This is a genomic window from Pseudochelatococcus contaminans, from assembly GCF_014195635.1.
GTDB lineage: Bacteria > Pseudomonadota > Alphaproteobacteria > Rhizobiales > Beijerinckiaceae > Pseudochelatococcus > Pseudochelatococcus contaminans.
This window is the reverse complement of record NZ_JACICC010000017.1, coordinates 14117-37522: the sequence shown is the minus strand read 5'-3', so window position 1 is coordinate 37522 and position 23406 is coordinate 14117. Positions and strand designations below refer to the sequence as shown.

Here is a 23406-nt window from a genome sequence, read left to right as displayed (position 1 = left end):
AACACGATACGACCGATGCGCCCACACCTTCTTTTCGGCCATATGCATCGCAGCAGCCGTAACATTCTATCTCAATCAATGAGTCCTGAGCCTAGGATAAAGGGTCGCATGGCCAGCATCGCGAAACGCAAGGAATACCCGATCTCGATGCGACTGCACGAGGCGGACGTCGCGATGATCGATCGCGCCGCCGTGCGCGCGGCCGAGGACGAGCTGATGGAGAATCTGCTGAGTCCAGAAGGGGTCGCGAAATTCATGGAGGTTCTGGCCGCACCGGCCGCGCCCGTCCCGGAGATGGTCGAACTGTCGAAGCGGCCCGCGCCCTGGGAAGCCGGCTTTGAGCCGAAGCGCCGAGCCGTGGTGCTTTCGGCTTCCGAAATGGCCACCCCTACGAAACCGATAAGCACCCTGGCAAACTTGCCGTCCGTCATGCATTCGTCGCTGGTCAATAGATGGGCAAGGACCACGGTGAAAAGCGGTGTCGAGGCGCTCAAGATCGACGCCACGCCTGGGGCGATATGCTGTTGATCCCAGACGATCAATGAGAACGGGATGGCGTTATTCAATAAGCCCATTCCAAAGAAAGCCGCCCAAACACGCCGGTCGCACGGCATACGTTCCCCGCAATGCTGTTGAAGAGGAACGATCCACCTTATACGGTCGCGAGGGCAAGAAGCACCGCCAATTCCAGCGAAGTCATAGGGCGGCTCATTATAGATGATGATGACACTTACCGTGCCGCAGAGAGCCAATCGAACCTCGAACTGGTTCGAGCGCTTTTACAGAACTTCACGGTGCAACAGATCTTCCAGCCAATCGCTGAACACCTGAACTCGCCGCGTGAGGTGTTGGCGGTGCGGGTAGAGCAGCGTCATCGGCAGGGGTTCGGCGCGGTGATCCGGCATCACCTCGACCAGTTCGCCCGTGTTCAGGTGACGGCGCACGTCATAGACGGGGATCTGGATGAGTCCGAGGCCAGCAAGGCAACAGGCGACATAAGCCTCGGCGCTGTTGACCGTCACGCGGCTGCGCATCGGCAGGGTTCGCAGCACGTCTCCGTCCATCCACTCCCAGGGCTCGACCCTGCCGGTCGAGGGCGAAGCGTAGTTCACCACCCAATGATCGCTCAATTCGTCGGGGCAACGCGGCGTGCCGTGCCGGGCGACATAGCCGGGACTGGCGACGTTGACGAGCGGCAGACTGCCGATATTGCGCGCGATCAGCCCTGAATCGTTCAGGGGGCCGACACGCAGCACACAGTCGACGCTCTCTCCAACGAGATCCACGGCCCGGTCGGTCGCACCAAGGGTGACATCGATCTCGGGATAGGCGTCGAGGAAGGCCGGCAGAGCCGGCGCGACGACAAGGCGACCGATTCGTCCGGGCACGTCGATGCGCAGCTTGCCCGAAGGCCTGGTGCCCTGGCGAAAGAAGCTCTCGGTTTCCTCAAAGTCCGCGATGGTCCGCAGGCAGCGTTCATAGAACGCAAGGCCGTCCTGGGTTGGTGACACCTTGCGCGTCGTCCGGTGCAGCAGCCGCGCGCCGACCCGTCCTTCCAGCTCTGCCACTGCCGCCGAGACCGACGAGCGCGGCAAGCCGAGCATGTCTGCCGCGCGTGTGAAGCTTGCCGTGTCAACGACACGGATAAAGGTGCGGAAAAGATCGATACGGTCCAAAGCAGGCACCATCCATTGTTCTTAAATTCTGACATATGATGCCAGAATGTCGATCTTTATAATGTAAATTCAGACGATAAATTGATGCCGAAAGGGCGGCTGCATGATGTGGCCGCCGCATTTCAAGGAGGCTCAATCCATGACCGATCGTTCCATCAACGGCAAAACCGTCATCATCGCTGGCGGTGCCAAGAACCTTGGCGGGCTGATCGCGCGCGACTTTGCCGGACTGGGCGCGAAAGCCATCGCCATCCACTACAACAGCGCCGCCACCGGGGCCGAGGCGGAGGCGACCGTCGCCGCTGTGAAGGCCCTTGGCGCCGAGGCGGCCGCCTTTCAGGCTGATCTCACCACAGCTGGTGCTGTCGAAAAGCTTTTCGCCGATGCCGTTTCTGCCTTCGGCAAGCCCGACATCGCCATCAACACCGTCGGCAAAGTGTTGAAAAAGCCGATCCTCGATATCTCCGAGGCAGAATATGACGAAATGAGCGACGTCAACGCCAAATCGGCCTTCTTTTTCCTCAAGGAAGCCGGGCGGAACCTGAACGACAACGGTTCCATCGTTACGCTGGTGACTTCGCTCTTGGGCGCGTTCACGCCGTTTTATGCCAGTTATGCCGGGCTGAAGGCGCCGGTCGAGCATTTCACCCGCGCGGCGTCGAAGGAGTTTGGCGAGCGCGGCATTTCCGTGAACGCGATCGGACCCGGTCCGATGGACACGCCCTTCTTCTACGGCCAGGAATCCGAAGACGCGCAGGCATATCACAAGACGGCGGCGGCACTGTCGAAAGTCTCGAAGACCGGCCTGACCGACATCGAGGATATCGTGCCCTACATCCGCTTCCTTGTCACCGAAGGGTGGTGGATGACGGGCCAGACCATCCTCGTCAATGGCGGCTACACCACCAAGTAAGATGCGATGAAAAGTGCGGCGGCCTCAAGGGCCGCCGTCATCCTTCGACGCATCCGCTATGGCGCTGCCGTCGTGGAAGCATTTGCCGGGTTCCCGCTTTTTCCAACTCACAGGAGATGCCAATGTCGAGCACACCCTGTGACCTGCGCCTTTTCGTGACGCTGAAGGTGAAGCCTGCGGAACTGGACAGCTATCGCGCGGCGATCGCGGCACTCGGTGGAGTTTGGCGACCGGCGACATGGGCTTTGCCGCCCATGTCGCGGAAAAGCTTCTGATTGCAGCATCGGGGTATGCTCCATACGTGCCATGGTGTGAGGCCGGTCTGCCGAAGACAGCCTGAACGGTGTTTTGCACAGCCCTGCAAGATCAAGTTCGCGGAAGACGTTGTTACTATACATTTATTCTGGTATTTGTAGAGTATGTGGCGGTTTTCGGGGCGATATTTGCGCGTGATCGGAGTCTGGGTAGCGTTGTTACCCTTTGCACTCCTGTCTTTGCTCGCAAATGGCATCATGCCCGCGATGTCTTCCAATGGTGTCGTCATGCTCGTCATCTGCACGGGGGACGGCATGGTTGAGATGGCGTTCGATTCCGCGACCATGGAGCCTGTCGCCGACACCACGGAGAGCGACGGCGAACCCACCCAAAAGGCGGACTATTGTTCATGGGCGGCGTCACACCCGGCTTTCGATCTGCCGGATCTCGTGGCCGTTCAGCAGCCGGACACGACGCTGACGGTTCTTGCGCCGCCTCGCGGTCCATCCATTTTACAAATCGCCGCGGCCACCGGCCTGCCGCCGGCTACCGGCCCGCCTGTTCTGTTCTGAGGCGTCTCCAGCCAGCATTCCGGTTTCATTGAAACCAGGCTTGGGGCTGGTCTTTCGATTTCGAGCGAAGTTCGGCCGGCCCAGCGATGTGTCCGGTCAACAAATGCTCTCATCGACATCTTCAGAACGGATATCGACATGACCGATACAACCAACGGGGTCACCCTCCCGGAGGCAGCCGCGCGCCGCGCGAAGGCTTCCGATCTCTACCGCGCTGTCTGGCGCTGGCATTTCTTCGCGGGACTTCTGGTTCTGCCCTTTATGATTACGATTGCCGTTACCGGGGCGATCTATCTCTTTCGGGCTGATGTGGATCAGTTCGTACATGCAGACTTCATGCGGGTTACTCCCGTCGAGGGACAGGGGCTTGCGCCTTCCCGCATCATTGAGGCAGCTTTGGCTGCCCAGCCGGGGACGGCGGTGAAATTCACCGATCCCGCCGCCGATAATCTCTCGACCGAAATTACCGTCCAGCCTGAGAGCGGTGGCCGGATGGCCGTCTTCGTCAACCAATATACCGGCGAGGTTCTGGAGGTGAGGCCGGATCGCAGCACCTTCGCCTGGACCGTGCGTTATCTGCATTCCTTCCGGTATTTCGGCCCCAACCCCCGGATGCTGATCGAGATCGTGGGCGGTTGGTCCATTCTGCTGACGCTGACCGGCATTTATCTCTGGTGGCCGCGCGGGCGGAAGGGCGGTGTGGTGTCGGTGCGGGGCACGCCCGGGCGACGGGTTTTCTGGCGCGACACACATGCCGTTACCGGCATCATCGCAGGCGGCTTCATCGTGTTTCTGTCGGTAACCGGCATGCCGTGGTCCTCGGTGTGGGGCGCCAAGGTCAACCAGTGGGCCAATGGCAGCAACTTCGGTTATCCGTCCGGGTTGCGGGTCGATGTCCCCATGTCCGACGAGCACCTCGACCATGTCGCCAAGACCTCATGGTCGCTCGAACAGGCACGGATTCCTGAAACCGCGCCACCGCGTGAGGGCATGTCCTCCATCGGCGTGGACGCGGCTGCCGGGATCTTCAAGGAAATGGGACTGCATCGGGGATATTCCATCGCGCTGCCACGACAGGCCACGGGCGTTTTTTCAGGCTCCGTCTATCCCAATGACCTGAGTCAGCAGCGGGTGATCCACCTCGATCAATACACGGGCCAGCCGCTGCTCGATATGAGCTATGCCGAATATGGCCCGCTGGGGCGCTGGCTGGAGTTCGGCATCAACACGCACATGGGCCAGACCTTCGGCGCGCTGAACCAGATTGTCCTGCTGGTGGCGTGCATCGGCATCGTGCTGCTTGCGGTCTCGGCAGCCGTCATGTGGTGGAAACGCCGCCCGTCCGGCAGCCTCGGCGTGCCGCCCCTGCCATCGGATCGCAGGGCATTCACAGGGCTTTTTATCATCCTTGTGATTGGCGGGATCATCTTCCCGCTGACGGGGCTGTCCCTGCTGGTGATGTTGGCGCTCGACCTTCTGTGGCAGAAGTTGAGCGCGGCACGTGACGCAAGAGCCTTCCAGAGTTAAGCCACATGCCGGGCCGGATTTAGCGCGGCCAGGCGATTGTCCCGTTGTCGTGCCGGACCGTCGGCCTTTATGGATATGTCCATATCGCGCAGGCGGTGTCGCGGGCTGCAAAGGCGTTCGCGTGCTGCTGTCGAACCGCGACGACTTCCGCAATCGGCCCGGCAAACCCGGATGGAACACTGCGACGGCCAAGGCTATCGGCAGTGCATAATTTATATAAAATATATAGATTATATATTGACATTACCGAGTGGCTCCCCGAACGTATGACGACGCATTGAAATACGCGGGTGGATGACGGGGCCTTTGGTGTGCCCTGACGCTGCCCGTACCCGGCACCGAGGCTTGCGGCCCTTTTATCTCCGCCGCAGCCCTGCCGGGAATGTCGCCTGTTTTTGCTGAATCGGAGATCCAGTTTCATGGCCAGACGCGATGGATATTTAAAGCTTGGTGCTTTTTACCATGAAGGTGGGCATCACGTCGCCGCGTGGCGGCATGAGCAATCGGATATCGGGGAGGGCGTCGAAAGCCTCGTCAGCTTTGCGAAAAAGGCCGAAGCTGCGAAATTCGATGCCGTTTTCCTCGCCGATGGCGTGAGCGTGCGCCTGAAATATCCCGAAGCAGCGAGCCATAAGGCGCATAGCGGCGTGCGGCAGTTCGAACCCATCACGCTGCTGTCCGCGCTGGCCACCGTGACCGACCGCATCGGACTTGTGGCAACGGCCTCAACGAGTTTCAGCGACCCCTATAATCTGGCCCGTCAGTTCGCGTCGCTCGATCACCTGAGCCATGGCCGCGCCGGTTGGAACCTCGTGACATCCGGCGATCTCGAATCCGCCTATAATTTCGGTCACGACAAACCCATCGATCACGCTAGCCGCTATGAACGGGCGGAAGAGTTCGCGGATGTCGTGCTGGGCCTCTGGGATAGCTGGGACGACGACGCCTTCCTGCGCGACAGGCAGTCTGGCCAGTACTTCGATCCCGCAAAGCTGCATCCTTTAGCGCACAAGGGCCGGCATTTTTCCGTCAAGGGGCCGCTCAACATTCCCCGGTCGCCGCAGGGGCATCCGGTCGTGGTGCAGGCGGGGTCGTCGGAACCCGGAAAGGAACTGGCCGCGCGCACGGCAGAGCTGATCTTCACCGCCCAGCAGACGCTTGAGGAAGCTGTTGCCTTCTATGCCGACGTCAAGGGGCGGCTGGCGAAGTATGGCCGCCTTCCCGAAGACCTCAAGATCCTGCCAGGCGTCAACGCGGTCATAGGGGCGACGGAGGCTGAGGCGAAGGAAAAGTTCGAGGAATTGCAGTCGCTGATCGACACGCGTGTCGGCCTTGCGCTGGTGTCCGAGCATCTGGGCGGCGTCGACCTGCGCGGCTATTCGCCGGACGATCCGGTTCCCGTGCTCGAAGAAACCAACGGCAGCAAGAGCCGGCAGGTGCTTGTTTCGGAACTGGCGCGGCGCGAAAATCTCACCATCCGGCAGCTTTATCTGCGGATCGCTGGTGCGCGCGGGCACTGGCAGCTTGTCGGCACACCGGAGCAGATCGCGGATCAGCTTGAAGAGCGCTTCATCAATTACGGCGCGGACGGATTCAATGTCATGCCGCCGCTGCTGCCCGGCAGCCTTGACGATTTCATCGCGCTCGTGTTGCCCGAGCTGCGCCGGCGCAACCTGTTCCGCACCGAATACGAAGGCCGGACATTGCGCGAGAACCTCGGCCTGAGGCGTCCGCCGAACCGTTTCGCACAGGCCACCGCCGCCGAGTGACTTTTCGGAACAAGAGGCTGCTGCCCCGTCCGTTTGAAATGCGGCGGCAGCCTTTGTTTGCGATTGCAAGCGCTTTCCGGCAGCAGGCGGGAGCTTATCGCCGGGAAGTGTTGTTCATAGATTCAGGATCAGCGCATGAGCAGCACGTCGGAGTTTCTTTGGTACATTCCCAATCAGGTCAATCCGGGTCATCGCGGCGATCCGACCGTCGACAACCATAACAGCCTCGACCGGCTGACCGAGCACGCCAGGGCGCTGGAGGACAATGGCTGGAAGGGCGCGCTCATCGGCACCGGCTGGGGCCGGCCCGATACGTTCACCCTTGCCACCGCGCTTGCTGCCAGAACGACGACGTTCGAGCCGTTGATCGCAATCCGCCCCGGTTACTGGCGTCCGGCGCATCTGGCTTCCGCCGTTGCGACTCTGGATCATCTGACGGGCGGGCGCGTGCGGATCAACATCGTCTCGGGCAAGGACAACCTCGCTGCATATGGCGATAGCGAGGGCGATCAGGACCATCGATATGATCGCACGCGCGAGTTCCTCCGGCTGGTGCGGCGGTTGTGGACGGAAGAAAGCGTCACTTATGAAGGCGAGCATTTCCGCGTTGCGGGTTCAACGGTGGAGCCGCGCATCCAGCCGCGCGGGGAGCGCCGCCATCCCAAGCTTTATTTCGGCGGCGCTTCCGAGGCTGCCGAGCGTGTGGCCGCCACCGACGCGGATGTGCAATTGTTCTGGGGCGAGCCGCTTGAGGGCATCCGGGTGCGGATCGAGCGTCTGAAACAGTTGTCGCGCGATCTTGACCGCGATTTGCCGCCGCTTGAGTTCGGATTGCGGGTGACCACTCTGGTACGCGACACCACCGAGCAGGCGTGGGCCGATGCGCAGGCGAAGGTCGCCGAACTGGCGAAGACATCCGGCGCGGGATGGCACGACCACAAGGAAGAAGTCTCCGTCGGCCAGCAGCGACTGCTCGATCTTTATGGGCGCGGCGAGGTTCTGGACGACAACCTCTATACGACCCCCGGCAGATATGGCGGCGGCGGTGCCGGCACCACTTGGCTCGTGGGCTCGGCGGAAGATGTCGCGCGTTCCCTCAAGAAATACCGCGACTTGGGCATCACGCATTTCGTGCTTTCCGATACGCCCTATCTTTCGGAAATCAGGCGTCAGGGCCAGCAGTTGCTGCCATTGCTGTGAAACTGAGAGATGCGCCGTGCATGCGCCTTTCTTATCATCGGGAAGGAAACTGTGTCTTCCGTCACCGGAAGAGGCTTGTACGTGCCAGTAATGAGAAGGGGCGGGCCATTGGCCCGCCCCTTCCTGGTTGAAACCCGGGCGCCAACTGCTGCGGGTGAGGCGCATATCAACTTCAGCACCCACGGCAGTTCGCGTAGTCTTCTGTATCGGAGGCTTACGCCTCCTCGATCTGGCGACCCTCGTAGACGCCGTACTGCAGGTAATGCGTCAGCGGGTTGACACCTGCGGCGGCAACGTCCGGATTCTCCGCAAGATAGGCCAGCGTGTTGAACTCGGACGATGCCGCCCGACCCTCGCGCCAACCATATGTATTGTAGTGCTCCAGCGGATCAACGCCCGCAGCCGCAACATCCGCGTTTGCGGACAGATAACCGTGCGGATCAAACAAGCTGTTAGCGGCGCGGCCCTCCTTGAAGCCATACTCGGTAAAGTGCTCCCGGGCATCCACACCAGCCGCAGCGACGTCTTCATTGGCGAGGAGATAATACGTCTCGTCGAAGCTGTCGGCAAAGATGTTCTCGCTGATTGCCTTATACACCTTGCGACCTTCAGCGCGACCATAGTCCATATAGTGCTCAAGCGCATTCACGCCAGCCGCCGCGACATCCGGGTTGTTCTGCAGATACAGGCGCACGTCGAAGTGGATAGAGGTATCGCGGCCCTCGGTTGCTCCATGCTGGATAAAGTGCTGAACCGCATCAACCCCGGCCGCTGCAACATCCTTGTTTGCCGCCAGATAAGCACTGACATTGAAGAAGGCGTTGGGATCGCGGCCTTCCCGCGCGCCAAATTGTTGATAGTGCTCGGAAGAGCCGATCCCGGCCCTGAAGACGTCAAGGTTGTTCAGAGCGTAGTACAGCGGATCGAACAACCCGGAGTGCGAGGTCAGGTCGATTGTGCCGTCCTTGAATACGAGCTTCGTGAACCCGACGAGGCTGTCGGCAACCGCGCCACTCTCGCTGATGCTGATGTGGCCGCCCTTGTGCTCGAGGGCATAATCGGCAAGGTTCCTGAGCAGCACCTTGGCCGTATCCCCTGCAGGCGCAATGAATACATCGTGCTTGTTGTCAGAACCCGGCTCACCAGTGGCGCCAGTATCACCACCGTCGCCGTTGTTTCCGCCATCGCCGTTGTTTCCTCCGCCGCTGGTTGTGGCGTTGAAGCTGTATGTGGCCTCGACGTCTGATGCCTTTCCGTCGCTCACCTTGATGGCGATGGAGGCTGGGCCTGCCGCTGTGGCGGTGAAGGTCAGCGCTTCCAGCAGCGTGTTGATGGCAGCGGCCGTGCCGGTGAGCGTGTAGACGTCGCCGTTTTTGGTAATGCTGGAGCCATTCTCGGTCAGGCCCTGAATGGCGCCGTTGGTGGGCGTCAGCGTGACGGTCAGTTCATCGTCGTTCTCGTCTGCGACGGTGAAGTTCGCCAGCTCAGCGGCCGTGCCCACAGTGACACTGGCGGTGTTGGCAGGGACGTCGCTGATGGTCGGCGCTTTGTTTTCGCCGTCGTTGTTTCCTCCGCCGCTGGTTGTGGCGTTGAAGCTGTATGTGGCGTCGACGTCTGGTGCCGTTCCGTCGCTCACCTTGATGGCGATGGAGGCTGGACCTGCCGCCGCGGCGGTGAAGGTCAGCGCTTCCAGCAGCGTGTTGATGGCAGCGGCCGTGCCGGTGAGCGTGTAGACGTCGCCGTTTTTGGTGATGCTGGAGCCATTCTCGGTCAGGCCCTCGATGGTACCGTTGGTGGGCGTGAGCGTGACGGTCAGTTGATCGTTGTTCTCGTCTGCGACGGTGAAGTTCGCCAGCTCAGCGGCCGTGCCCACAGTGACACCGGCGGTGTCGGAGGGGACGTCGCTGATGGTCGGCGCTTTGTTTTCGCCGTCGTTGTTTCCGCCGTCGTTGTTTCCTCCGCCGCTGGTTGTGGCGTTGAAGCTGTATGTGGCGTCGACGTCTGATGCCTTTCCGTCGTTCACCTTGATGGCGATGGAGGCCGCACCTGCCGCTGTGGCGGTGAAGGTCAGCGCTTCCAGCAGCGTGTTGATGGCAGTGGCCGTGCCGGTGAGCGTGTAGACGTCGCCGTTTTTGGTGATGCTGGAGCCATTCTCGGTCAGGCCCTGAATGGTGCCGTTGGTCGGCGTCAGCGTCACCGTCAGTTGATCGTCGTTCTCGTCTGCGACGGTGAAGTTCGCGAGTTCAGCGGCCGTGCCCACAGTGACATTGGCGGCGTCGGCAGGGACGTCGCTGATGGTCGGCGCTTTGTTTTCGCCGTCGTTGTTTCCTCCGCCGCTGGTTGTGGCGTTGAAGCTGTATGTGGCCTCGACGTCTGGTGCCTTTCCGTCGCTCACCTTGATGGCGATGGAGGCCGCACCTGCCGCTGTGGCGGTGAAGGTCAGCGCTTCCAGCAGCGTGTTGATGGCAGTGGCCGTGCCGGTGAGCGTGTAGACGTCGCCGTTTTTGGTGACGCTGGAGCCATTCTCGGTCAGGCCCTGAATGGTGCCGTTGGTGGGCGTGAGCGTGACGGTCAGTTGATCGTCGTTCTCGTCTGTGACGGTGAAGTTTGCCAGCTCAGCGGGCGTGCCCACAGTGACACCGGCGGTGTCGGCGGGGACGTCGCTGATGGTCGGCGCTTTGTTTTCCGGCGCCTGCTCTGCGGCGTTGAAGTTGTATGTGGCCTCGACGTCTGCCTTTCCGTCGTTCACCTTGATGGCGATGGAGGCTGGGCCTGCCGCTGTGGCGGTGAAGGTCAGCGCTTCCAGCAGCGTGTTGATGGCAGCGGCCGTGCCGGTGAGCGTGTAGACGTCGCCGGATTTGGTGACGCTGGAGCCATTCTCGGTCAGGCCCTCGATGGTGCCGTTGGCGGGCGTGAGCGTGACGGTCAGTTCATCGTCGTTCTCATCTGCGACGGTGAAGTTCGCCAGCTCAGCGGGCGTGCCCACAGTGACACCGGCGGTGTCGGAGGGGACGTCGCTGATGGTCGGCGCTTTGTTTTCCGGCACGGTGTTCGTAACGCTCTCGCTCGCGATAGCGGTTCCGGCCAGCACGCCGCCGCTCTGGGTCTTGATGTCGTCGCCTGTGTAGGTGATCGTCACCGTCTCGCCGTTCGCGATTGCCGCCGTGGTGTCCTTCAGAACCAGCGTCACCGTCTTGCCGGTCACGGAAGGGGTCTCGAAGTCGTCCGCTGTCAGCATCCGCTCCGTGCCGTCGGCGCGGGTGATTGTCACGGTGAAGTCTGATGCGGTCGGAACACTGGTCTCGTCCAGATCCGCGTTGAAGGTGAGGACGATGGACTTGCCGTCCGCGCCGGTCGTGATCCCGTCCGTTGCGGCCAGCGTCGGCGACACCTTGTTCGTGACGGTTTCGCTCGCGATCGGATCGTTTGCCAGCACACCGCCGGCGGGTGTCTTGATGGTGCTGCCGGTATAGGAGATCGTCACCGTCTCGCCGATTGCGATTGCGGCGGCGTCGACGAGGTTCAGCGTCACCGTCTTGTCGGTTGCGGAAACGACAAAGGTGGCGAAGTCGTCCGCTGTCAGCATCCGCTCCGTGCCGTCGGCGCGGGTGATTGTCACGGTGAAGTCTGATGCGGTCGGAACACTGGTCTCGTCCAGATCCGCGTTGAAGGTGAGGACGATGGACTTGCCGTCCGCGCCGGTCGTGATCCCGTCCGTTGCGGCCAGCGTCGGCGGCACCTTGTTCGCCGCCTCCATATTCGCGATCGCATCGTTCGCCAGCACACCGCCGCCGGATGTCTTGATGGTGCTGCCTGTGTAGGAGATCGCCACCGTCTCGCCGGCTGCGATTGCGGCGGCGTCGACGAGGTTCAGCGTCACCGTCTTGTCGGTTGCGGAAACGACAAAGGTGGCGAAGTCGTCCGCTGTCAGCATCCGCTCCGTGCCGTCGGCGCGGGTGATTGTCACGGTGAAGTCTGATGCGGTCGGAACACTGGTCTCGTCCAGATCCGCGTTGAAGGTGAGGATGATGGACTTGCCGTCCGCGCCGGTCGTGATCCCGTTCGCCGTGTCAAGCGTCGGCGGCACCTTGTTTGCCGCCTCCATATTTGCGATCGCATCGTTTGCCAGCACACCGCCGCCGGGTGTCTTGATGGTGCTGCCGGTATAGGAGATCGTCACCGTCTCGCCGGCTGCGATTGCGGCGGCGTCGACGAGGTTCAGCGTCACCGTCTTGTCGGTTGCGGAAACGGCAAAGGTGGCGAAGTCGTCCGCTGTCAGCGGCCGCTCCGTGCCGTCGGCGCGGGTGATTGTCACGGTGAAGTCTGATGCGGTCGGAACACTGGTCTCGTCCAGATCCGCGTTGAAGGTGAGGATGATGGACTTGCCGTCCGCGCCGGTCGTGATCCCGTCCGTTGCGGCCAGCGCCGGTGGCACCTTGTTCGCCGCCTCCATATTCGCGATCGCATCGTTCGCCAGCACACCGCCGCCGGATGTCTTGATGGTGCTGCCGGTATAGGAGATCGTCACCGTCTCGCCGGCTGCGATTGCGGCGGCGTCGACGAGGTTCAGCGTCACCGTCTTGTCGGTTGCGGAAACGACAAAGGTGGCGAAGTCGTCCGCTGTCAGCATCCGCTCCGTGCCGTCGGCGCGGGTGATTGTCACGGTGAAGTCGGATGCGGTCGGAACACTGGTCTCGTCCAGATCCGCGTTGAAGGTGAGGACGATGGACTTGCCGTCCGCGCCGGTCGTGATCCCGTCCGTTGCGGCCAGCGTCGGCGACACCTTGTTCGTGACGGTTTCGCTCGCGATCGCATCGTTTGCCAGCACACCGCCGCCGGGTGTCTTGATGGTGCTGCCGGTATAGGAGATCGTCACCGTCTCGCCGATTGCGATTGCGGCGGCGTCGACGAGGTTCAGCGTCACCGTCTTGTCGGTTGCGGAAACGACAAAGGTGGCGAAGTCGTCCGCTGTCAGCATCCGCTCCGTGCCGTCGGCGCGGGTGATTGTCACGGTGAAGTCTGATGCGGTCGGAACACTGGTCTCGTCCAGATCCGCGTTGAAGGTGAGGATGATGGACTTGCCGTCCGCGCCGGTCGTGATCCCGTCCGTTGCGGCCAGCGTCGGCGGCACCTTGTTCGCCGCCTCCATATTCGCGATCGCATCGTTTGCCAGCAGGCCGCCGCCGGGTGTCTTGATGGTGCTGCCGGTATAGGAGATCGTCACCGTCTCGCCGGCTGCGATTGCGGCGGCGTCGACGAGGTTCAGCGTCACCGTCTTGTCGGTTGCGGAAACGACAAAGGTGGCGAAGTCGTCCGCTGTCAGCATCCGCTCCGTGCCGTCGGCGCGGGTGATTGTCACGGTGAAGTCTGATGCGGTCGGAACACTGGTCTCGTCCAGATCCGCGTTGAAGGTGAGGACGATGGACTTGCCGTCCGCGCCGGTCGTGATCCCGTCCGTTGCGGCCAGCGTCGGCGGCACCTTGTTCGCCGCCTCCATATTCGCGATCGCATCGTTTGCCAGCACACCGCCGCCGGGTGTCTTGATGGTGCTGCCGGTATAGGAGATCGTCACCGTCTCGCCGACTGCGATTGCGGCGGCGTCGACGAGGTTCAGCGTCACCGTCTTGTCGGTTGCGGAAACGACAAAGGTGGCGAAGTCGTCCGCTGTCAGCATCCGCTCCGTGCCGTCGGCGCGGGTGATTGTCACGGTGAAGTCTGATGCGGTCGGAACACTGGTCTCGTCCAGATCCTCGCTGAAGGTGAGGACGATGGACTTGCCGTCCGCGCCGGTCGTGATCCCGTTCGTCGTGTCAAGCGTCGGCACGGTGACGGTGCTGGCGTTCGTGACGGCCTTGTCCTTGATCGTATCGCTCGCCAGCACGCCGCCGGCCTGTGTCCGGATGTCGTCGCCAGTGTATGTGATCTCCGCCGTTTCGCCGATCGCGATTGCCGCGGTGGCGGCCTTGAATGTGAGCGTCACCGTCTTGCCGTCCACGGAAACGGTGTCGAAATCGTCCGCGCCGAGCGTCCGCCCGTTGACCTTCACGGCGAAGTCGCCAAGCTCGAACGTTGTGCCGCTGTCCAGATCCTCGTTGAAGGTCAGGGTGATGGACTTGCCGTCCGTGCTGGTCGTGATCCCGTCCGTCGTGTCAAGCGTTGGCACGGTGACGGTGCTGGCGTTCGTGACGGCCTTGTCCTTGATCGTATCGCTCGCCAGCACGCCGCCGGCCTGTGTCCTGATGTCGTCGCCAGTGTATGTGATCTCGGCCGTCTCGCCGATCGCGATTGCCGCGGTGGCGGCCTTGAATGTGAGCGTCACCGTCTTGCCGTCCACGGAAACGGTGTCGAAATCGTCCGCGCCGAGCGTCCGCCCGTTGACCTTCACGGTGAAGTCGCCAAGCTCGAACGTTGTGCCGCTGTCCAGATCCTCGTTGAAGGTGAGGATGATGGACTTGCCGTCCGCGCTGGTCGTGATCCCGTTCGCCGTGTCAAGCGTCGGCGGGGGATAGTAGTTGTGCATGACAGTGTCGCCATATGGCGTTCCAAACGAAACCACCCCTGTCAAACCTGTAGGGGCGGCGCCGCCAGCACCCACAGCCCCCCACACCACGACAGATCCGTCATTCTTCAGGGCCGCGAAGGCGGAGTCGGTCGAGAAGACCTGCACAATATTCGTCAAACCTGCAGGGGCGGTGCCGTTATTATTCCCCCATGTCACGACAGATCCGTCCTCCTTCAGGGCCGCAAAGGCGCTGCGGGTCGAGAAGACCTGCACAACATCCGTCAAACCTGCAGGGGTGGTGCCGCCATTCGTTGGATTCCCCCATGCCACGACAGATCCGTTCTCCTTCACGGCCACGAAGGCGTCGCGGGTCGAGAAGATCTGCACAACATTCGTCAAACCTGCAGGGGCGGTGCCGCCATTCGTTGGACTCCCCCATGTCACGACAGATCCGTCCCTCTTCAGGGCCGCAAAAGCGCTGCGGGTCGAGAAGACCTGCACAACATCCGTCAAACCTGCAGGAGTGGTGCCGCCATTCGTTGGATTTCCCCATGCCACGACAGATCCGTCCCTCTTCAGGGCCGCAAAAGCGCTGGCGCTCGAGAAGACCTGCACAACATCCGTCAAACCTGCACGGGCGGTGCCGCCATAATCCGGATTCCCCCACGCCACGACAGATCCGTTCTCCTTCACGGCCACGAAGGCGTACTCGGTGGAGAAGACCTGCACAACATCCGTCAAACCTGCAGGGGCGGTGCCGCCATAATCCGGATTCCCCCACGCCACGACAGATCCGTTCTCCTTCACGGCCACGAAGGCGCGCTCGGTGGAGAAGACCTGCACAACATCCGTCAAACCTGCAGGGGCGGTGCCGCCATAATCCGGATTCCCCCATGCCACGACTTTGCCGTCACTCGTCACGGCTGCGAAGGCGTTGCGGGTCGAGAAGACCTGCACAACATCCGTCAAATCTGCAGGGGCGGCGCCGCCTTTAGTCGGATCCCCCCACGCCACGACAGAGCCGTCCTCCTTCAGGGCCGCGAAGGCGTCGCGGGCCGAGAAGACCTGCACAACATCCGTCAAATCTGCAGGGGCGGCGCCGCCATTAGTCGTATCCCCCCACGCCACGACTTTGCCGTCACTCGTCACGGCTGCGAAGGCGCCCAAATTATAATATCCTCCAACCGTTTTTCCTTGAAAGGCAGGTGTATCCGGCGCCAGGCTGTAGGGGGCCATGACCGTGATTGTGTAGATATCGGTGACTTCCGTGCCCTGCCCGGCCTTGAATTGATATTCCCCGTCTTCCAAAAGCGGGGTGTGGAACAGCCAGCGACCGCCAACACCCGCTGTCACCGTTCCCAGTGGTGTTTCGCCATTATAGATCGTCACGACTTGGCCTGCCGTTCCGGTGCCGACGAGCGCCAGTCTCGTATCGTCAGTCGTTGCGCCATTCTGGAGGCGTCCGACGATTTTGCCCACGGTATCGATCACGCCTGAAATTGTAATTGCCATGTCGAAATTCCTTTAAAGAGTAATTAGCCTGGAAAATAGCAATGGATAAAATAGTCGGACACACTATTAGTAGCTCTGCTATGGAGGCTAAAAACTTCTTTTGACGGCCGTGCGACAAAAATGTCAAATAAGCGAAAAATGTGCCTGAAATATACTTTCAAGATGCGGGCTGCAAGATGCGGGCTGCGAGATGCGGGCTGCGAGCTTGCGGGCCAGCGGGCGCATATGAGCTGTCATCACCCATATTGCCGTTTCTTTCGGCAAGGTATGACGCGATGGCGGTGGCGGCTTTCTACGATTACACTGACAATACAACCGAGGCGACAATACAACCGAGGCATTGAGACATGACAGATTTTCCGGGAACGAGGCTTCCCATCATTCAGGCGCCGATGGCGGGTGTGTCTACCCCGGCTCTGGCTGCTGCTGTATCGAACGCCGGGGGACTGGGCTCGCTCGGGATCGGCGCCAGCACGGTTGCGCAGGCGCGGCAGGCGATCCGGGAGACGCGGGCGCTGACTGATCTGCCGTTCAACGTCAATGTCTTCTGCCACGAAGCGGCGCGGCGCGACGTGGAACGCGAAGCCGCGTGGACGAAGCATCTTGCCCCGCTTTTCGCCGAGTTTGGCGTGGATGCGCCGGCGGCGCTTGATGAAATCTACAAGACGTTTCTCACCGATGAGGAGGCGTTCCGCCTGCTGCTCGATGAGCGGCCCGCGATTGTCAGCTTCCACTTCGGTCTTCCCGCGCCGGGAAAAATTGCTGCTTTGCGTGAGGCCGGTATCAAAATGCTGGCCACCGCGACCAATCTGGCTGAGGCGCGAGCCATCGAAGTTGCAGGGATTGACGGGATCGTTGCGCAGGGCATTGAAGCTGGCGGGCATCGTGGCATGTTCGATCCCGAAGCGGTGGATGAGCGGCTCAGTACATCCGTGCTGGTGCGTCTTCTGGCGACCAGGATCAACCTGCCTGTGATTGCGGCTGGCGGAATCATGGATGGCGCTGGTATCCGTGCGGCGCTGGATCTTGGAGCCGTGGCCGCACAGCTTGGCACGGCTTTCGTGCTGTGTCCGGAATCGGCGGCGAATGCGGCTTATCGGGAGAAGCTGAAGAGCGAGCGGGCCAGTGTGACACGGCTGACGCCGGTTTTGTCGGGGCGTCCCGCGCGGGGGATTGTCAACCGTTTCATCGCCTATTGCGAGGAGCCAGACAGCCCGCCGATTGCTGCCTATCCCGTTGCTTACGACATCACCAAGCAGCTCAACGCGGCGGCCGAGAAGTCCGGCAATCATGAGTTTGCCGCGCACTGGGCCGGTCAGGGCGCGCCGTTGGCGCGGGAGCTTCCCGCAGCGCAACTCGTCGAGACGCTTGTCCGAGAGTTGGAGGCCGCTGGCCACTCAAAACAATAGCGGAAAGGCTCTATCTTTTTGGTTTGACGCGTTTTCTTCACACAAAGCGGTATCCACTTTGCTTGAAAACGCTTTAATGCGCAAAACGCCTGCGGGCCGGATGGTTTCATCTGATCGGCAGGCGTTTTGAAGTTCATGAGTGTGATGACTTGCGTCCAATTTTATTTGGTCAATTGAACGCAAGTTGTAATCAACCCACCATTGAGCAGATATACTTCAGCTCGGTGTATTCGTCGATGCCGTGGCGCGATCCTTCGCGGCCAAGGCCGGACTGCTTGACGCCGCCGAAGGGGGCGACTTCGTTCGAGATAAGGCCGGTGTTGTGGCCGACCATGCCGTATTCCAGCGCCTCGCCGACACGGATGGCGCGGCCGTAGTCGCGCGTGAAGAAATACGCCGCCAGCCCGAAGATGGTATCGTTGGCCTGTGCGACGACTTCTTCCTCGGTGTCGAATGCGAAGATCGGAGCAAGCGGCCCGAAGGTTTCATCGCGCGCCACGACCATCTCGGCGGTGACGCCGGTAACGATGGCGGGGCGGAAGAAAAGGCCGCCCAGACGGTCGCCACCTTCGACAAGCGTCGCACCCTTGGATACGGCGTCCTTGATGTGGCTCTCGATCTTGTCGAGCGCCTTAGGCTCGATCATCGGGCCGATGTCGGTGCCCGCTTCAAGTCCGTTACCGACCTTGAGCGCGCGGACCTTGGCCGTCAGGCGTTCCACGAAGGCGTCATGGATGCCGCGCTGGACGTAGATGCGGTTGGCGCAAACGCAGGTCTGCCCGGCGTTGCGGTATTTGGAGGCCATGGCCCCATCCACCGCTGCGTCGAGATCGGCGTCGTCGAACACGATGAACGGCGCGTTGCCGCCCAGCTCCAGGCTGACCTTCTTGATGGTGGGAGCGCACTGGGCCATCAACTGGCGACCTACTTCCGTGGAGCCGGTAAACGACAGCTTGCGCACCACCTCGCTATCGGTCAGCGCCTTTCCGATCTCGCGTGCGGGGCCGGTGACGATCTGCAGAACACCAGCAGGGATGCCGGCGCGCACAGCCAGTTCACCCAGCGCCAGCGCGGTGAGGGGCGTCAGGTCCGCGGGGCGGACGATCATCGAACAACCTGCGGCGAGGGCAGGCGCGGCCTTGCGCGTGATCATCGCAGCCGGGAAGTTCCACGGCGTGATAGCGGCGGTGACGCCCACCGGCTGGCGTATCACGGTCAGGCGCTGGTCGGCGCGGGGCGCGGGGATCGTTTCGCCGTAAAGACGCTTGGCCTCTTCGGCAAACCACTCGATGAAGGACGCGGCATAGCCAATTTCGCCTTTGGCCTCGGCCAGCGGCTTGCCCTGTTCCGTGGTCATGATGCGCGCCAGATCGTCGGTGTTGGCGACGATGAGATCGAACCAGCGGCGCAGGATGGCAGAGCGCTCCTTGGCCGGGCGGGTCGCCCATGCACGCTGGGCGCGCGCGGAAGCTTCGATGACCGCAGGAATCTCATCAGCCGGAAGGGCCGGCACCGTGGCCACGACGGAGCCGTCAGCCGGGTTCGTCACGTCAATCACCGCGCCGGAAGGGGCATTCACCCACGAACCGTCGATCAGGCAGGCGGTCTTGAGCAAGGTGGGATCGGTCAGATCGATACTCATGGCAAAAAACCTTCGGTTAGAACGTTATCGTTTATTGGGTCTGGGTGGCCAGACGCTCGCGCCGCTTGGCGAGGAATTGCGATCCAACACCCATCATAACCAGAACGATGGCGGCAATCGCCGTGGACGATACCAGGACGCGATAGCCGGGCACAAACAACATGCCGATCAGCGCGCCGACGATGAAGATGATAGCCAGCCACGTCAACCACGGAAAGAACCACATCCGCAGCGGCATCGGCTTGCCGGAAGCCTCGATCTGCCGGCGCATCCGCAATTGCGAGAAGCAGATGACCAGATACACCAACAACGCAATAACGCCCGTTGTGTTCATCAGAATATCGAGCATATCGCGGGGGCGCAGCGCCTCGAAGAAGTTGAAGATCGCCAGCGCAACGGCGATGGAGCACGATGCCGCGATGGCTGCCACCGGCACGCCGCTCTTCTTATGGACATAGCCGATGAAGGGCAGGGCGTCGCCCCGGCGGGCCAGCGAGAACAGCATGCGCGACGACGTGTAATGAGCCGAGATGAAGCAACTGCTGACCGAGGTGAGGACGACGAAGTTCATCAGATGCTCGGCATAAGGCACGCCCAGCAATTCCAGCGTCCTGCGATACGAGCCGTAACCGGACTGGCCGATGAAGGGATCGTTCCACGGCACGAGGCAGACGATGAGGAAAATGGAGCCGATGTAGAACAGGCAGATACGCCAGACGACCGAATTCGTGGCCTTCACGATCTGGCCGGCAGGGTTCTCGGATTCCGAGGCCGCGATGGTCACGATTTCGGTGCCCATGAACGCGAACATCACGCCGAGCATCGCCACCAGCACGTTTTCGAAGCCGTTCGGCATGAAGCCGCCGTTTCCGGTCAGGTTGGATGCGCCCGACACCTCACCCATAGGCCACAGGCTGAAGAGGGCCAATGTGCCGATGAAAATGAAGATGACGATTGCCACCACCTTGATGAGCGCGAACCAGAATTCGAACTCGCCGTAGCTGCGCACGTTGATGAAATTGATGATGACAAGCGCGAGCGTAACCGCGAGCGTGAAGATTTCGGCGGGGATGAGGGGCATCCAGTAGCTCAGGATGTTGCCCGCGACGAACGCCTCCCACGCCATGAGGATGACCCAGAACCACCAGTAGAGCCAGCCGATGGTAAAGCCCGCCCAGCGCCCGATAGACTTATCGGCATAGGTGGAAAAGGAGCCGGTATCGGGCGAGGATGTCGCCATTTCACCCAGCATGCGCATGATCAGAACGACCAGAATGCCTCCGGCCAGATATGCGAGGATGGCCGCCGGGCCTGCGCTGTGGATCACACTCCCCGAACCGACGAACAATGCACCGCCGATCGCGCCGGCGATAGAGATCATGGTAAGGTGGCGGGCTTGAAGAGTCGTTTTCAGGCCGGTCTCTTGACCTGCCTCCGACGCGATGTCGGGTGATGACATGGGTAAATTTCCCCCTTGAGACATGACATCGTGGCCGATCTTGGCGCCGGCTCACAACAGATAACCGGGGGCAGGCGACCCACCCCCGGGGAACAGCGCTGAGGCTGCGTATTCAGGCCGTGGCCGCCACGAGGCTGTCGGCGATGATGTCGAGACCTTCCTCGATCAACTCGTCCGATGCCGTCAGCGGCACGAGGATGCGGATGACGTTGGCATAGGTGCCGCACGACAGCAGGATCAGGCCGCGAGACTGCGCCTCGGACACGATGCGCTTGGTCAGGGCAGCGTCAGGCGCGCCGGGATTGCCCGCTTCCGCCAGCTCGAACGCGACCATGGCACCGGGGCCACGCACGTCGACGATCTCCGGGTGCTGCTGCGACAGCCCCTTGAAGCGCTCGGTCAGACGGGCGCCGATGTCCTTGGCGCGCTGCAGCAGGTTTTCCTTCTCGAACACTTCGAGCACCGCCAGCGCCGCCGCACAGGCGATGGGGCTGCCGGCATAGGTGCCGCCAAGGCCGCCGACGACTGCTGCGTCCAGCAATTCCGCCCGGCCGGTGACGGCAGAGAGCGGGAAACCGCCGGCCAGAGACTTCGCGGTGGTGAGAATGTCCGGAGCAACCGGCCACTGCTCGCTCGCGTACCACGTGCCGGTACGGCCTGCGCCGGACTGCACTTCATCCGCGATGATCAGGATGCCGTGGCGATCCGCGATCTCTTTCAGGCGGCGAACGAATTCAGCCGGGGCGGGAACGAAGCCGCCTTCGCCCTGAATCGGTTCAAGCAGGATGGCGGCCACACGGCTTGGCTCAACCGTGGTCTTGAACAGAAGCTCAACCGAATCGATGGCATCGTCGATGGTGACGCCGTGCAGTTCGTTGGGGAAGAGCGCGTGGTGGATGTCACCGGCAAAGGGGCCAAAGCCCACTTTGTAGGGGGCGACCTTGCCCGTCAGCGCCAGTGTGAGGTTCGTGCGGCCGTGATAGCCGCTGGCGAAGGCGATGATCGCGGGGCGGCCGGTGGCAGCGCGGGCGATCTTCACGGCGTTTTCCAGCGCTTCGGCGCCGGTGGACAGGAACACGGTCTTCTTCGGGCCGGGGCCTGGCATGAGCGCATTCAGCTTCTCGGCCAGCTCCACATAAGGCTCGTACGCCAGCACCTGGAAGCACGTGTGGGTGTATCGGTCGAGCTGGGCCTTGACGGCGCCGATCACGTGCGGATGCAGGTGACCCGTGTTCAAAACGGCGATACCGCCGGCGAAATCAATGTAACGCTTGCCTTCGGTGTCCCAGATCTCGGAGTTCTCCGCCCTGTCGACGAAGATTTCAAAACCCTGCGCAACACCATTAGACACTGCCGCGCGGCGGCGCTGCATCAGCTCGGCATTGGTAGTCATGACGTGGTTCTCCCCCTTTTGTCATGTATGCCTTGTATTAGAGACGACACAAAGGTGATATCCATGTACAGACATCGGGCGATTTCATTGACACTGTGCAGGGGGACTATGCAGTACACGGAGAATGCATGCTGACACTGGACCCGGAGAGCGATACGCCCCTTGTGCGGCAGATTACGGTCGGGCTTCAGGCGTTGATCGACGCAGGAAAGCTGGCCCCCGGCATGAAACTGCCGTCGATTCGGGTTTTTGCCGCCAAGCATGGCGTCAGCACGTTCACCGTCGTCGAAGCCTATGACCGGCTTGTTGCGAATGGCGTGCTGATGGTCCAGCCTCATCGCGGCTTCTTCATTCGGGGCAAGGAGGTGGCCGCGAGTGCGCCCGCGCCGGTTCTCGCCCCACGGCGGCATTCGTTCGATTCCGAGTGGTACATACGCCGGATCTTTGAAAATCGGTCGCTGGAGATGAAACCCGGTTGCGGATGGCTGCCCGGAGACTGGCTGTTCGAGGATGGCCTGCGCCGCGCGATGCGGCATGTTGCGTCGGACAAGATTGTGATGAGCGGCTATGGCGACCCTCAAGGGTATGCCGGCTTGCGGGAACATATCGCGCGCCAGATGTCGGATGACCGGCAGGTCTGGACCACATCGGAGCAGGTTCTTCTGACGCAAGGCTCGAGCCAGGCGCTGGATCTGGTGATGCGCACGCTGGTCAACCCCGGCGATGCCGTGCTGGTGGACGATCCCGGCTATCCGAACCTGTTCGAGATGTTGCGCGCTTATGGCGCGCGCCCCGTCGGCGTGCCGCGTTTGCCGCGCGACTATGATCTGGCGGCCATGGAAGCGGCCATCGTTCAGCACAAGCCGGTGGCCTTCTTCACGCAGGCCCGTCTGCACAGTCCAACGGGATCGCGCATCCTTGGCGCGCCTTTGCACAGGATGCTGCGGCTGGCGGAAGATCACGGCATCTGGGTGATCGAGAACGATATCTTCGCCGAACTCGATCCCGAGCCCTATACGGGCCTCGCCACGCTGGACCAGTTGCGCCGCGTGGTTGTGGTCGGCAGCTTTTCAAAAACGATTTCGCCGAATGTCCGGACGGGTTACGCGGTGGCGAACACTTCTGTGCTGCAATCCATGGTGGAGTTGAAGATGCGTTCGGGGTTGACGAGCCCGGATGTCATGGAGCGGATCGTACACGCGGTTGTGACGGGCGCGCGGTGGCGCAAGCATCTGCGTGCGTTGCAGCAGCGGCTGCACGATGCGCATCAGGAAGTGGAAGCGCGGCTGGATGCGTTGGGCTTCGAGGTGTTCTGCAGGCCGCGCGCCGGCCTCTATATATGGGCACGGCATGAGCGGCTGTCCGACAGCATTGATCTGGTGGAAACCGCGCTGACACGCGGGATCATGCTTGGGCCGGGGCAGTTGTTTTCCGTGCAGGGCACCACGGGCGGTTGCATCCGTTTCAACGTCGCGCATAGCCTGTCGCCGAAACTGTGGGATTTCATGGCCGCGCAGATCGCAAGGTGAACAAGGATTTCTATGGCTGCCATTCTCTAGGCCGAGCATCACAGCCAT

General features: G+C 61.7%; 13 protein-coding genes and 1 pseudogene. 8 read left to right on the top strand and 6 right to left on the bottom strand.

Annotated features, from left to right (window positions below; all coding sequences use genetic code 11):
• Positions 1-380: 380 nt before the first annotated feature.
• Positions 381-596, bottom strand: a pseudogene (locus tag FHS81_RS19375) (EamA family transporter); the annotation flags it as partial.
• A 183-nt stretch (positions 597-779) separates the two neighbouring features.
• The gene (locus tag FHS81_RS17140; RefSeq protein WP_183754802.1) at positions 780-1676 is read right to left on the bottom strand and encodes a LysR family transcriptional regulator; all 897 of its coding nucleotides are present in this window, start codon (positions 1674-1676) and stop codon (positions 780-782) included.
• A gap of 139 nt (positions 1677-1815) precedes the next feature.
• Here FHS81_RS17140 and FHS81_RS17135 point away from each other — a divergent pair, with 139 nt between their 5' ends.
• The 6 genes from FHS81_RS17135 (at position 1816) to FHS81_RS17110 (ending at position 7912) form a co-directional block, all read left to right on the top strand.
• Positions 1816-2589: an SDR family oxidoreductase gene (locus FHS81_RS17135; RefSeq protein ID WP_183754800.1), complete on the top strand. Its 774-nt coding sequence runs from the start codon at positions 1816-1818 to the stop codon at positions 2587-2589.
• Positions 2590-2711: 122 nt separating this feature from the next.
• Complete coding sequence (locus FHS81_RS17130) at positions 2712-2864, top strand: hypothetical protein (protein WP_183754797.1); 153 nt, start codon at positions 2712-2714, stop codon at positions 2862-2864.
• A gap of 144 nt (positions 2865-3008) precedes the next feature.
• Entirely contained in the window at positions 3009-3416 is a 408-nt protein-coding gene (locus tag FHS81_RS17125) for a DUF2946 family protein (RefSeq protein ID WP_281374538.1), read from the top strand.
• A gap of 138 nt (positions 3417-3554) precedes the next feature.
• Entirely contained in the window at positions 3555-4943 is a 1389-nt protein-coding gene (locus FHS81_RS17120) for a PepSY-associated TM helix domain-containing protein (RefSeq protein WP_183754793.1), read from the top strand.
• A 419-nt stretch (positions 4944-5362) separates the two neighbouring features.
• The gene (locus FHS81_RS17115; protein ID WP_183754791.1) at positions 5363-6712 is read left to right on the top strand and encodes an LLM class flavin-dependent oxidoreductase; all 1350 of its coding nucleotides are present in this window, start codon (positions 5363-5365) and stop codon (positions 6710-6712) included.
• 135 nt (positions 6713-6847) lie between these two features.
• Positions 6848-7912: an LLM class flavin-dependent oxidoreductase gene (locus FHS81_RS17110; RefSeq protein ID WP_183754789.1), complete on the top strand. Its 1065-nt coding sequence runs from the start codon at positions 6848-6850 to the stop codon at positions 7910-7912.
• Between the two features lie 214 nt (positions 7913-8126).
• Here the strand turns inward: FHS81_RS17110 and FHS81_RS17105 are convergent, their stop codons facing one another.
• A complete protein-coding gene (locus tag FHS81_RS17105; protein WP_183754787.1) occupies positions 8127-15926 on the bottom strand; it encodes a SwmB domain-containing protein in 7800 nt (2599 codons plus the stop codon).
• A gap of 347 nt (positions 15927-16273) precedes the next feature.
• On the opposite strand from FHS81_RS17105, the gene FHS81_RS17100 reads away from it, so the two are divergent.
• A complete protein-coding gene (locus FHS81_RS17100) occupies positions 16274-17335 on the top strand; it encodes an NAD(P)H-dependent flavin oxidoreductase (protein ID WP_183754785.1) in 1062 nt (353 codons plus the stop codon).
• 190 nt (positions 17336-17525) lie between these two features.
• On the opposite strand, the gene FHS81_RS17095 is transcribed toward FHS81_RS17100, so the two are convergent.
• From FHS81_RS17095 to gabT, 3 genes are all read right to left on the bottom strand, one after another.
• Positions 17526-18977, bottom strand: coding sequence for an NAD-dependent succinate-semialdehyde dehydrogenase (locus FHS81_RS17095; RefSeq protein WP_183754783.1), 1452 nt, complete (start codon positions 18975-18977; stop codon positions 17526-17528).
• 31 nt (positions 18978-19008) lie between these two features.
• Entirely contained in the window at positions 19009-20436 is a 1428-nt protein-coding gene (locus FHS81_RS17090) for an amino acid permease (protein WP_183754781.1), read from the bottom strand.
• Positions 20437-20548: 112 nt separating this feature from the next.
• Positions 20549-21829 (bottom strand): 4-aminobutyrate--2-oxoglutarate transaminase, encoded by a 1281-nt coding sequence (gene gabT, locus FHS81_RS17085; RefSeq protein WP_183754779.1) that lies wholly within the window; start codon positions 21827-21829, stop codon positions 20549-20551.
• Positions 21830-21957: 128 nt separating this feature from the next.
• Here gabT and FHS81_RS17080 point away from each other — a divergent pair, with 128 nt between their 5' ends.
• A complete protein-coding gene (locus FHS81_RS17080) occupies positions 21958-23358 on the top strand; it encodes an aminotransferase-like domain-containing protein (protein ID WP_183754777.1) in 1401 nt (466 codons plus the stop codon).
• Positions 23359-23406: the final 48 nt, after the last annotated feature.